Raw genomic sequence first — 12,449 nt, forward strand, 5'->3', positions numbered from 1 at the left:
CGTGGTGCTGCTGAGATCCTTGAACCCCCTTGCTGTTGCCCGCGGTGACGACCTCGACGACGCCGTGACGATCGGTGACACGGTTCTCTCGCGGAGTGCCATTCTCGGTGCCGCGACCTCGGTCGCGGAGCGAGTGGCGCAGGCCGATCGGGTTGCCGTATTGGCAACTCCCACAGCAAAAACGATTCTCGCCGTCGTCGGGGCGTTGATTGCCGGCGTCACCGTTGTGCCGGTCCCGCCGGACTCGGGGAAGGCTGAGCGAGAGCACATTCTGCGTGACTCCGGTGCCCAGGCGTGGCTCGGCGAAACGGACGACCACTGCGAAGGTCTGCCCGTGGTTCCCGTCCGATTGCACGCTCGCTCGTGGCACAGCTATCCCGAACCGGCACCGCAGTCCACAGCATTCGTCCTGTACACGTCCGGAACTACCGGCCCACCGAAGGGCGTTCTGCTCAGTCGCTCGGCTATCGCAGCCGGGCTCGACGCGCTCGCCGAGGCCTGGGACTGGACGTGGCGAGACACCCTCGTACACGGGCTTCCGCTCTTCCACGTGCACGGACTGATTCTCGGAATCCTCGGCCCCCTCCGGATCGGCAGCCGGGTGATCCACACCGTCAAGCCGACGCCGGAAAACTACGCAAGGGCCAAAGGCTCCCTCTACTTCGGTGTCCCCACCGTCTGGTCGCGTATCGCCGAAGACGAAGAAGCTGCCCGCGCGTTGTCCGGTGCCCGACTTCTGGTCTCCGGTAGTGCGCCGCTTCCCGTGCCTGTCTTCGAAAAGCTGCGGGAGCGAACAGGATTGACGCCCATCGAGCGTTACGGCATGAGTGAGACGATGCTGACCCTGAGCACGCGTTTCGACGGCGAGCGACGCCCGGGGTGGGTCGGCGTGCCGCTGCGCGGAGTCGAGACTCGTCTTCGTGACGAGAAGGGCAACGATGTGCCGCACGACGGCGAGAGTATCGGCGGCCTACAGGTACGTGGGCCGATGCTTTTCGACGGCTACTTGAACCGTCCGGACGCAACCGCCGAGTCCTGGACGGAGGACGGCTACTTCAAGACCGGTGACGTCGCCGTCATCGACGAGGGTGGGTTCCACCGAATCGTCGGCCGCGAATCCATCGACTTGATCAAATCCGGTGGATTCAGAGTCGGCGCCGGCGAGATCGAGACCGCCATCCTCGGGCACCCTTCGGTGTCCGAAGTTGCGGTGATCGGTGTCCCCGACGCCGATCTGGGGCAACGGATCATCGCCGTCGTAGTCCGTAGGCCCGGGACTCCCGAGGTCACCGAAGCCGAATTGGTCGAGTTGGTCGGGGCGGAGTTGTCGGCGCATAAGCGTCCCCGTGAGGTTCGCTTTGCCGAGACTCTGCCACGTAACGCGATGGGCAAGGTTCAGAAGCGTGAGCTGCTCTAGGCAGGTCAGTTTGCTGAAAAGTCGCTGCGACGCTTGAAGGTTCGTGAATTCGGCCGGCCTGTCCCGAAATGTGGGCTCGCCGGTTCTCCGACGATTCAGCGCTAGTTGGAATTTCTGTGTTCTTGGCTACACTACCGCCCGGTAGGGACAGTTCCAGTCGCGCGCATACCGTCGGTATGCCTGAGTGCGAGTGGCCTCGGAAGGGCAGATTTCATGGCGGGCGGACGGCATTCGAGTCCTGACAGCGGGCGGTCGATCGGGTTCTACGCAGTGGGTGGGTTGGTTGCCGTCGCGGTAGTCGCCACCGGGGTGGTGGTCTTCAAGGCAACACAGTCCGATTCCTGCGAGAGCGTCGACGAGTACTCGCTGGCAGCGGATCCTGCGATCGCGCCGGCAGTCACAGAGATCCTCGCAGAATCGTCGCCGGAGCAGACAGGCTGTTCGCGGATCACGGTTACCTCTGCGCTGCCCGGGGACGTTGCGGGAACCCTGGGTAAGGGCGTGGACGCTCCGGACATGTGGATACCGGATTCGACAGCGTGGGTGGGCAAAGCTGCATTGACGGCCAAAGGGCCGGTCGCTGCCGCCGGCGGTTCGATCGCCACCTCGCCTGTCGTACTTGCCTCCGGCGGTGGCGAACAGTTTGCCAGTTGGCTCACGGCGCTACAGGTTCCCGATCTGGCGTTGGGCAATCCGTTGTTCACAGGGGTTGCGTCGGCGCCCATTCTCGGAGCTCTCGCGGAGACCGGGGCCACCTCCGAATCCGTTCGAGCGGCACTCGTACCCCACGCGCAAGCGGAGAGTGTTCGTACCGAAGATCAGCCGGTAGGACAGAAGATGCTCACCGAATTGGTCAGCTCCGGAAAGGTCGGTGTTTCGACCGAGCAACAGGTCGTCGAGTTCACGAAGGCCGAGTCGAAGATTTCCGCGACAGTACCGGCGACGGGAACCATGATCATGGATTACCCCCTGGTGGTCAGTGCTTCGGCACCGGACCGGCACTACGCCGCAGCCAAGAAGAGTGACGCCATCGCCGAGCTGTTGCACAGTGAATCTGCTCAGGAAGTGCTGACGCGCAGCGGGTTCCGTACTTCCGGCGGTGGAGCCGTCGAAGGTGGAGTCGGTGACGTCACGGCACTGACCGTGTCCGAACAGTCGGTGGCCGATCAGACACTGGGCGCTTGGGCTCTGATGGCCAAGCCGATCCGGACACTCGTTGCGATCGACGTGTCTGCGTCGATGGACTACCCGGCGGCAGGCGGCAAGACGCGCATGCAGTTGACCACTGCTGCTGCTCTGGCCGGCAATCAGGTCTTCCCAGACAGCGTCGCTGCCGGTCTCTGGGCGTTTTCCCAAGGTATGAACGGAACCCAGGACTTCCAGGAATTGGTGCCGATCAGGCGCTACGACACGATCGTCGACGGTGTGACTCAACGAAAGTTGATGGCAGATCAGGCGAACCGGCTCACCGAACTCAAACGTGGCGCCACAGGTTTGTACGACACGACGCTGGCCGCATTCCGTAAGGTTCAGGAATCGTACGATCCGCGAGCAGTCAACAGCGTCATCATCTTGACCGACGGCGCAAACGAAGATCCTGACAGCATCAGCCGTGAACAGTTGCTCGATGTACTTGCACGCGAGCAGGATCCGGCGCGTCCGGTCATCATCGTCACCATCGGCATCACCGATGACGCAGACGCGGCGGCGCTCGCCGATATCTCCCGCGTGACGGGCGGTTCGACGTACATCGCTCGTGACCCCTCGGAGATTTCCGAGGTGTTCGTGAACGCATTGGCTCACCGAGGAACTTAGGCCGCATCCGGACTGGTCCAGGGTGCCGGAAGTGGCGGAGCCTCAGACGAATACCGGTGCCCGGTAGGTGTCGTTGTGGTGAAGGTGTGCCGGTTACCTGGTACAGGTTCGGCAGTCCAGTCCGAGCCCTGTTTCGCGTAATTGCATGCCGCACACAACCCGGCACCGTTGGCTGCGCTGGTGAGGCCACCCCTCGAGTGATCGCGAATGTGGTCGCGGTGGCGAACCGGCGCGTCGCACCACGGAGTACGGCAGCTTCGATCACGGAGTTCGATCAATCGCGCCAACCCCTTCGGGAAGGTTCTCGCCGTGGATTCCATTGCGGTCAGTGCGCCCGTATCGGGGCGTGCGTAGAGCTTTCGGAGCGTTGCCACCGTTTCGGAGTCTTCGCTGGCCTTGGTGATCCATTCGCGTGCAATAGCGGCTGGTACAGGTCCGTACCCGTGGACGTACGCCGGGTCGGAATTTTCGCCCAACAATGACTGGTCGGAGACAACCAGATTCACGGTGACGGGTGTCGGTGTGGCGCGGCCGATTCCGGTAACTCGCTCGACCAGGAGATCAGCCATGATTTGCGCTCGGGTTCGCTTGTCCCCGCCGGCAAGTACGGAATCTGCGTCGCGCCTGAGCGTGGCGTGCACGGCGATACCTTCGGCCACGGGAAGAAATACATTGAGCCAGCACATCGTGTCGGGCGCAGGCCGTGACGTCACTCGTCTGTCTCCCACGGCTTTGCGTGCTCGTCTGGCAACACTGTCGGAGTCTATTTCGGCAGTGCGTGCGCGGATTCTTTGTGTCAGTTGGTGGTTGCCGCATCCGTCCAAGATTGCAGCGTCGCAGCAGAACTCGCGATCCAATGTAGCGCGATCCTGGGCGGTGAGACATGAAGTCTCGCGCATGAGGATCGTCGCTTGATGCTCACTGATGGAGCCGTCGACGAGTAGTCGAAGTGCGTGAGGCATCTCGTCGTTCAGTGCGCGGGCCAGGTTCAGATGCTGAGTTCCGAACCAAGCCGACTCTCGCCGTGCGAGGGCAATCTGCGCGTTGATTCCACGGCCTTGGTATGCGCGCGGCACTCCCCGTTCGCCGCGGTCGTTGCGGGTGAACGCGTCGAGATCGGCAGCCAGCAATGCCTGGGCACCAGCGCAACTGGCCTTCAACTCTTCCAAAGCGCGCAGAAGATCCACGCGTGCTGCGTTGTCGATGGATCGATCCATGCTGACGAGTGATGCTCGGAATTGTCCGATGGTCTCTTCGGATATCGCCTGTTTGGATATGGCCTGTTCAGATACTTGCGTCGTCACTTTTACCCCCCGGTAGTGTCGAACATACATTCGATACTAGCCTCGACAGCGAACGGACGCAACGCCTTTCTCCGTTGGCGTCTGAAAGTTCCGACAGTTCGGTTTTCATGGTTGACTGGTCCTCATGATCGAGCTGAGGGGATTGACCAAGGTTTACGGACCGACGAAAGCGGTGGACGATTTGTCGTTCACGGTCAAGCCGGGCATCGTGACGGGCTTCCTGGGCCCGAACGGTGCAGGTAAGTCGACGACGATGCGGATGATCCTGGGTTTGGATCAGCCGACGTCGGGTGCGGCGTTGATCGAGGGCAAGCCGTACCGCGAGCTCAAGACGCCGTTGCGGACGGTGGGTGCGTTGCTGGATGCGAAGTGGGTGCATCCCAATCGCAGTGCGCGTGCGCATCTGCAGTGGATGGCTGCTTCGAACGGGATCCCGAAGTCCCGCGTCGACGAGGTGCTCGGGTTGGTCGGATTGTCCGAGGTGGCGGGCAAGAAGGCCGGCGGGTTCTCGCTGGGTATGTCGCAGCGTCTGGGGTTGGCGGGTGCGTTGTTGGGGGATCCGAAGGTGTTGTTGTTCGACGAGCCGGTCAACGGTCTCGATCCGGAGGGCATCGTCTGGATTCGTAAGTTCATGCAGCGGTTGGCGGCCGAGGGCCGCACGGTGTTGGTGTCGAGTCACCTTCTGTCGGAGATGGCGCTCACGGCGGAGCAGTTGGTGGTGATCGGTCGGGGTCGGTTGATTTCGGATTCGACGGTCGCGGAGTTCGTGGATCGTTCGTCGGAGTCGACGGTGCGCGTGCGCAGCCCACAGCTCGATGCGTTGCGCAGTGTGTTGCTCTCGCAGGGGCTGACGGTGCGTGAAGACGGTTCCGGCGTTGCCCCGGCATTGGTGGTCGTGGATTCGACCACCGATGTGATCGGTGGGTTGGCTGGTTCGCAGGGAATCGTGTTGTACGAGTTGGCTTCTGTGCAGGGGTCGCTCGAGGATGCGTTCATGAAGTTGACCGGGGACGATGTCCAGTACCACGCATCCGGTATCGATCCGGGTGTCGGTGCCCACCACGCAAATACACAGCAGGCTATGGGAGGTGCACTGTAATGGCTGTTCTCAGTGCGGAACGTATCAAGATCACCACGACCAAGTCGCCGCTGTGGTGCACGATCATCATCATCGTGCTCGGGTTGGGACTCGCTACCGTTTTCGGACTGAGCGCCAAGTCGTCGCTCAGCGGCCCCAACGGTGCAATGATGCCGACAGTTTCGGGGGCACTCAGTGGAGTGACCGGCTTCGGTGTGTTGGTTCTGATGATCATGGCGGCCCTCGCGATCACCAGCGAATATCGTTTCGGGACCATCCGAACCACATTCCAGGCCGTTCCGAACCGCGCCTCGGTGCTCATCGCCAAAGCGGGCCTCATCGGTGGGTTCGGAGCGGTGCTGACTCTCGTGTTGTCGTTCGGCGCCTTCGCCCTCACGAAGGCCACGGCAGGTGACGCCGGAAGATTCCTGACTCTGTCCGGCGACGAGAACTGGCGGGTCGTCTACGGAACACCGATCTACGCGTTCTTCTGCGTAGTTCTAGCCGTCGGAGTCGGCGCGTTGCTCCGGCAGTCTGCAGGTGCGATCGCGCTTCTGCTGTTGTGGCCCTTGCTGATCGAGAATCTTTTCAACCTGTTCGGAAGTATCGGCGAGAAGATCATGCCGTTCCTGCCGTTCATGAACGCCAACAATTTTCTCGGTTCCGGCGGTAGCGTCGATTTCCACTGGGGACCCTGGGGCAGCCTGATCTACTTCGCCCTCTTCGTGCTCGTCGTATTCGGTCTCAGCATCGTCGTCGTGAACAGGCGGGATGCATAGGCACACGGATCAGACGGGCTGATTCTGCTTACGCCAACGGGCGTTCAGGAAACCCAATGCCGCGATCACGAGGAACAACACGGTGGTCGAGATCAACTGTGCACGGGCATCGGCGTCGAAGAGCATGAGGACGACGAACACACCGAGCATCGCGAGTGTCGCGTAGCTCAGATACGGGAACAGCCACATCCGAACCGTCAGCTTGCCCGACGCTTCGAGTTGTTTTCGCAGTCGCAGATGCGAGACGACGATGAAGATCCAGATGACCAGCAGCGCAGCGCCGACTGCGTTGAGCAGGATGCCGAGCAGGTCGTCGGGGAGCAGCCAGTTGAGCAGGACGCTGACGAAACCGAAGAACACCGACAGCAGAACGGCATTGGTCGGAACTCCGGTGCTCGACAGTTTCGCCATGAAGGCGGGTCCGTCGCCGCGGCGCGAAAGTGAGAACGCCATGCGAGAGGTGCCGTAGATGTTGGCGTTGAAGGCGGAAAGCAACGCCACCACTACGACGAGTTCCATGAACCCGGCAACGCCTGGAATGTTCGCCTTGTTCAGGACGGCCACAAACGGGCCGCTCTCGAGTTCGGGGTCGTTCCAGGGCAGCACCAGAACCATGATCGAGATGGCGCCGATGTAGAAGACGCTGATGCGCCACACGACGCTCCGGACAGCGACGGCGATGGAGCGTTCCGGATTCTCGGATTCGGCTGCGGCGATGGTGACGATCTCGATCCCACCGAAGGCGAATGCCACGACGAGAAGTCCTGCGGCAATGCCGGACAGCCCGTTGGGCATGAAGCCGCCCTGGCCGAACAGATTGCTCGTACCGACCGGGTCGGTATCGGGGAGGATGCCGAACACCAGCAGGACACCGATGATCAGGAAGCCGATGATGACGGTGACTTTGATTGCGGCGAACCAGAACTCGAACTCACCGAAGTTGCTGACTTTTGCCAGGTTCACCACGGCGAAGAACACCACGAAAACCAGGGCGACAACCCATTGCGGGATCGACGGCACCCAGTCGTTCACGATCGCCGAAGCCCCGGTGATCTCGGCGCCCAGCACCATGATCAGCATGAACCAGTAGAGCCAGCCCATCACGAAGCCGGCCCACTCGCCGATCCCCAGGCGCGCGTAGTGAGAGAAGGAACCGCTGGCCGGGATCGCGGCGCCCATCTCGCCGAGCATGCGCATCACGAACACCACGACGGCGCCCGCAAGGATGTAGGAGATCAGGACGGCCGGCCCGGCCTTGGCGATACCGACGCCGGTTCCGAGGAACAGGCCGGCGCCGATGGCCGAGCCCAGGCCCATCATCGTCAGATGGCGGACCTTGAGGCCGTGGCCGAGAGCAGTGGTTGTTCCGTCGGAGACGTCGGTGCTACTCATCAGTCGTTGGCGTGCAAAGCAGCGTTCAGTTCGACGCCGGTGCCCTTCCACGGCACGACCTCGACGGCACCCGAGACCGAGTTACGACGGAAGAGAAGGTTCGACTTGCCGCTCAGTTCCTTGGCCTTGACGACGGTTCCGTCCGGGCCGGTGACCTTGGTGCCGGCGGTGACGTAGAGGCCCGCTTCGAGGACGCAGTCGTCGCCGAGCGAAATGCCGAGGCCGGCGTTTGCACCGAGGAGGCAGCGCTTGCCGAGGGAGATCGTTTCCTTGCCTCCACCGGAGAGGGTGCCCATGATCGAGGCGCCGCCGCCCACATCGGATCCGTCGTCGACGACGACGCCCGCGGAGATGCGGCCTTCGACCATCGAGTTGCCGAGGGTGCCGGCGTTGAAGTTGACGAAGCCCTCGTGCATGACGGTCGTTCCGCTGGCGAGGTGTGCACCGAGTCGGACACGGTCCGCGTCACCGATGCGAACTCCGGACGGCACGACGTAGTCGACCATGCGGGGGAACTTGTCGACGCTGAACACGGTCACGACGCCGCGGATGCGCAGACGCGAGCGAACCTGCTCGAAACCTTCGACGGCGCACGGGCCGAAGTTGGTCCACACGACGTTGCTGAGCAGGCCGAACTGGCCGTCGAGGTTGACACCGTGGGGTGCGACGAGACGGTGCGAGAGGAGATGGAGGCGCAGGTAGACGTCATGTGCGTCGACCGGCGCCTTGGAGAGATCGGCGATGGTGGTGCGCACGACGACCTGCGATACCTCGCGAGCGTCATCAGTGCCTGCCAGCAGTGCAAGATCGGAAGGAATATCTGTTCCCTCGACGTTCTCGGTACCGGTCTTGTCGAATGTTCCCAGCTCCGGTGCCGGGAACCAGGTGTCGAGGACGGTTCCGTCCGCGGTCACGTTGGCGATACCTACTGCTGTTGCTCCCTGTGCGCTCACGGGACTAGAGATTACTGGGTGGTGGGTGCACCGGCCTAGGCTGGTGCGTGTGAGCATCCTCGATCTTGCTTCGGACCCCATCGACTTGACGGCCGCCCTGGTCGACATCCCCAGCGTCTCGCACGACGAATCCGTCATTGCGCAGGCTGTCGAGGATGCGCTGCGTGAGCAGACTTCGGGCTTCGAGATCATCCGCAACGGCAATGCCGTGTTGGCGCGTACGTCGCGTGGTTTGCCCAGTCGGGTCATGCTCGCCGGACATCTGGATACGGTGCCGATCGCGGACAACGTTCCTTCGCGGCGTGACGGCGACATCCTGCACGGCTGCGGGACCGTGGACATGAAGTCGGGCGACGCGGTCTTCCTACACCTTGCGGCCACCATCGAGAACCTGGCCCACGATCTGACCCTCGTCTTCTACGACTGCGAAGAGATCGCCGCAACGTACAACGGCCTGGGACGGATCGAACGCGAGATCCCGCAATGGCTCGCGGCGGACGTCGCAATTCTCGGTGAGCCGACGGCCGGTTTCATCGAGGCCGGGTGTCAGGGCACGATGCGGGTGCGGTTGACGGCTTCGGGAACTCGCGCCCATTCGGCCAGGTCCTGGCTGGGGGACAATGCCATTCACAAGTTCGGCGGAGCGTTGGAGCGGTTGTCGAGTTACCAGCCGCGCTCGGTCGACATCGACGGTTGCGGCTACCGCGAGGGCTTGTCGGCGGTGCGGATCTCCGGTGGCGTCGCCGGAAACGTCGTCCCGGACGAAGCCGAGATGGACGTCAACTTCCGATTCGCGCCCGATCGCAGCGAGGTACAAGCCGAGGCGCACGTGCGCGAAGTGTTCGACGGTCTGGGCCTCGGATTCGAGGTCACCGACTCCTCGCCCGGCGCGCTGCCCGGCTTGGCGAACCCGTCCGCTGCCGCCCTGATCGAGGCGGCCGGTGGTCAGTTCCGTGCGAAGTACGGGTGGACCGACGTGTCCAGGTTCTCGGCGCTCGGCATTCCTGCCGTGAACTACGGACCGGGTGATCCGAACCTCGCGCACAAGCGCGACGAGCACGTTCCGGTGCAGCAGATCACCGACGTCGCGGCCGTGCTGAGGAAGTATCTGTCGGCCTGACCGTTAGCCTTGCCGCATGGCACCAGAGAAGAATTCGGCTTCGAAGAAGCAGAGCTCGTCGATCAAGCACCGCGGGCCGGTTCAGCTTCGACGCAAGCGCAAGGACGAGAAGACCACGACGGATCAGCGCTTGCTCGACAAGCGCGGACCCACGGATTGGGTACACACCGATCCGTGGCGTGTGCTGCGTATCCAGAGCGAATTCATCGAAGGTTTCGGCGCACTCGCCGAGGTCCCGCGTGCGGTGACGGTGTTCGGTTCGGCCCGCACCACGGTCGATCATCCCGAGTACCAATCCGGGCGCGAGCTGGGAACGGCGTTGGCCGAGGCCGGGTACGCCGTCATCACCGGTGGTGGGCCAGGAGTGATGGAAGCTGCCAACCGCGGTTGCAGTGAGGCCGGCGGGTACTCGATCGGCCTCGGCATCGAGTTGCCGTTCGAGCAGGGACTCAACGAGTGGGTGGATCTCGGAATCAACTTCCGGTACTTCTTCGCACGCAAGACGATGTTCGTGAAGTACTCCCAGGCATTCATCTGCCTGCCGGGTGGATTCGGAACACTCGACGAGCTGTTCGAGGCACTCACCCTGGTGCAGACCCACAAGGTCACGCGCTTCCCGATCGTCCTGTTCGGTACCGAGTACTGGTCCGGACTCGTCGATTGGATCCGCGGCACCCTCGAGCGTGACGGCAAGATTTCCGAAGGTGACGTGAACTTGCTGCACGTCACCGACAGTGTGGAAGAAGCAGTACGAATCGTCCTCAACGCCGACAAGGGCGTCGACGAGGCCGCAGATCTGGGGAAAGAAGAAGAATGGTGACCGATTCCGACAAGAAGTACTCGATCTGCGTCTACTGCGCGTCGGGTCCGGTGGACGAATCGTTCCTGGCATTGGCTGCCGAGGTGGGAACCGCGATCGGTCGACGCGGATGGCAGTTGGTCTCGGGTGGCGGCAACGTGTCGATGATGGGCGCTGTCGCCGAGTCCGCTCGCGCGGCGGGTGCCTGGACCGTCGGCGTCATCCCGAAGGCCTTGGTGCACAAGGAAGTTGCCGACGTCGATGCCGACGAGCTGATCGTCACGGACACCATGCGCGAACGCAAGAAGCTGATGGAAGACCACGCCGACGCGTTCATCACGCTGCCCGGCGGAATCGGGACGCTGGAAGAGTTGTTCGAGACGTGGACAGCCGGCTACCTGGGAATGCACGAGAAACCTGTCGTGATGCTCGATCCCGTCGGCCACTTCACCGGCCTGCTCGAGTGGTTGAACAAGCTCGACGGGACCGGCTTCGTCGGGCGTCAGGCGCTGGACACTCTGCTGGTGAGGACGGACGTCGAGGCCGCGCTCGACGCGTGTGTCAAATCCTGATCAGACGCGTGCGTGAAACCCTGACCTGGGGCATGGCGGGCTTTATTACCGTGCAGTAAGGTGGCCGCAGACTGGGCGGCCGAATGGGCGCCGGATACGTGTTAGGGGAGCCATGAGTTCGGAAGCCCGTTCGACCGTCGGCCTGCTCGATCTGGCGGCAAAACTGCCGTCGATGATCACCGAGGTGCCGATCCTGGCGCGGGGGGCCGCCGGGCTCACCCGTAAGCCTTCGGCCAAGGAATCGATCGGGTTGATCTTCCAGAAGGCCGCGCACGCGCACCCGTCGCGCCCGTTCATCCGGTTCGAGGGCCACGCGACCAGTTACGCGGAAGCCAACGAACTGGTGAACCGCTACGCGGACGTCCTCCGCGGCCGAGGAGTCGACCGCGGAGACGTCGTCGGAGTGCTGGCAAAGAACACTCCCGAAGCGCTGCTGATCGCCTTGGCCGCGGTAAAACTCGGCGCGGCAGCGGGCATGCTGAACTACAACCAGCGCGACGACGTTCTGGCACACAGCCTTACGCTTCTCGATGCGCGCGTCCTGGTGGTCGCCGACGAGTGCGAAGAAGCCCTCGAATCGTTGCCCGCCGGATTTAGCGGACCGAACCAACTTCTCGTCAGCGAACTCGCGGATCTGGCGAAGACGGCTGATCCGTCCAACCCCGCGGTCACCGCCGAGGTGCTGGCAAAGGAGAAGGCGTTCTACATCTTCACCTCGGGCACCACCGGAATGCCCAAGGCCAGCTTGATGACTCACTTCCGTTGGTTGAAGTCGATGTCGGGGCTCGGGTTGATGGGCGTGCGCTTGCGCGGCTCGGACACCCTGTACTGCTGCCTGCCGCTCTACCACAACAACGCGTTGACGGTCTCGCTGTCCTCAGTGCTCGCGTCCGGTGCGACAATCGCGATCGGACGTCAGTTCTCGGCCTCGCGGTTCTGGGACGACATCGCACTCAACAAGGCGACCGCGTTCACCTACATCGGCGAACTGTGCCGCTATCTGCTCAACCAGCCGGTCAAGCCGACCGACAGCGACAATGCTGTTCGGCTGATGGTGGGTAACGGTCTGCGCCCTGAGATCTGGGCCGAATTCACCCAGCGGTTCGGCATACCCCGCGTCGCCGAGTTCTACGGTGCGAGCGAATGCAACATCGCGTTCGTCAACGCACTCAACGTCGACAAGACGGCCGGCATCTGCCCGTTGCCGCACGCCGTCGTGG

Annotated in this window: 11 protein-coding genes; 8 read left to right on the plus strand and 3 right to left on the minus strand. The window is 62.9% G+C overall.

The genetic code is table 11. From position 1 onward, the window contains the following. The first annotated feature begins 4 nt into the window (after window positions 1-4). Entirely contained in the window at window positions 5-1,417 is a 1,413-nt protein-coding gene (locus tag QM609_RS23635) for an acyl-CoA synthetase (RefSeq protein ID WP_050656032.1), read from the plus strand. 213 nt (window positions 1,418-1,630) lie between these two features. Next, on the plus strand, window positions 1,631-3,232 hold the full coding sequence (locus tag QM609_RS23640; RefSeq protein ID WP_007726253.1) for a substrate-binding and VWA domain-containing protein: 1,602 nt from the start codon (window positions 1,631-1,633) through the stop codon (window positions 3,230-3,232). Here QM609_RS23640 and QM609_RS23645 read toward each other — a convergent pair. Next, the gene (locus QM609_RS23645; protein ID WP_228232758.1) at window positions 3,229-4,449 is read right to left on the minus strand and encodes an HNH endonuclease; all 1,221 of its coding nucleotides are present in this window, start codon (window positions 4,447-4,449) and stop codon (window positions 3,229-3,231) included. The two genes, QM609_RS23640 and QM609_RS23645, sit on opposite strands and share 4 nt — an antisense overlap. Before the next feature lie 211 nt (window positions 4,450-4,660). On the opposite strand from QM609_RS23645, the gene QM609_RS23650 reads away from it, so the two are divergent. Both QM609_RS23650 and QM609_RS23655 read left to right on the plus strand, forming a co-directional pair. Further along, on the plus strand, window positions 4,661-5,635 hold the full coding sequence (locus QM609_RS23650; protein WP_076948323.1) for an ABC transporter ATP-binding protein: 975 nt from the start codon (window positions 4,661-4,663) through the stop codon (window positions 5,633-5,635). After that, window positions 5,635-6,393 (plus strand): ABC transporter permease, encoded by a 759-nt coding sequence (locus QM609_RS23655; protein ID WP_050656815.1) that lies wholly within the window; start codon window positions 5,635-5,637, stop codon window positions 6,391-6,393. Before QM609_RS23650 ends, QM609_RS23655 begins: the two co-directional genes overlap by 1 nt. Window positions 6,394-6,402: 9 nt before the next feature. Here QM609_RS23655 and QM609_RS23660 read toward each other — a convergent pair whose 3' ends face one another. Together QM609_RS23660 and dapD are read right to left on the minus strand one after the other, a co-directional pair. Beyond that, complete coding sequence (locus QM609_RS23660; RefSeq protein ID WP_003945184.1) at window positions 6,403-7,785, minus strand: amino acid permease; 1,383 nt, start codon at window positions 7,783-7,785, stop codon at window positions 6,403-6,405. Then, on the minus strand, window positions 7,785-8,738 hold the full coding sequence (dapD, locus tag QM609_RS23665; protein WP_019749368.1) for a 2,3,4,5-tetrahydropyridine-2,6-dicarboxylate N-succinyltransferase: 954 nt from the start codon (window positions 8,736-8,738) through the stop codon (window positions 7,785-7,787). The genes QM609_RS23660 and dapD overlap by 1 nt, the downstream gene beginning before the upstream one ends. Window positions 8,739-8,787: 49 nt before the next feature. On the opposite strand from dapD, the gene dapE reads away from it, so the two are divergent. The 4 genes from dapE to QM609_RS23685 form a co-directional block, all read left to right on the plus strand. Continuing rightward, window positions 8,788-9,858, plus strand: a complete 1,071-nt coding sequence (dapE, locus tag QM609_RS23670) for a succinyl-diaminopimelate desuccinylase (protein ID WP_030536946.1) — start codon at window positions 8,788-8,790, stop codon at window positions 9,856-9,858. A gap of 16 nt (window positions 9,859-9,874) precedes the next feature. Then, window positions 9,875-10,678, plus strand: a complete 804-nt coding sequence (locus QM609_RS23675) for an LOG family protein (RefSeq protein WP_003945176.1) — start codon at window positions 9,875-9,877, stop codon at window positions 10,676-10,678. Next, on the plus strand, window positions 10,672-11,229 hold the full coding sequence (locus QM609_RS23680; protein WP_003945191.1) for an LOG family protein: 558 nt from the start codon (window positions 10,672-10,674) through the stop codon (window positions 11,227-11,229). Before QM609_RS23675 ends, QM609_RS23680 begins: the two co-directional genes overlap by 7 nt. 112 nt (window positions 11,230-11,341) lie before the next feature. Beyond that, the coding region (locus tag QM609_RS23685) for an AMP-binding protein (RefSeq protein WP_283337523.1) at window positions 11,342-12,449 on the plus strand (1,108 nt) is incomplete at its 3' end.

The organism is Rhodococcus sp. IEGM 1302 (assembly GCF_030056935.1).
GTDB lineage: Bacteria > Actinomycetota > Actinomycetes > Mycobacteriales > Mycobacteriaceae > Rhodococcus_F > Rhodococcus_F qingshengii.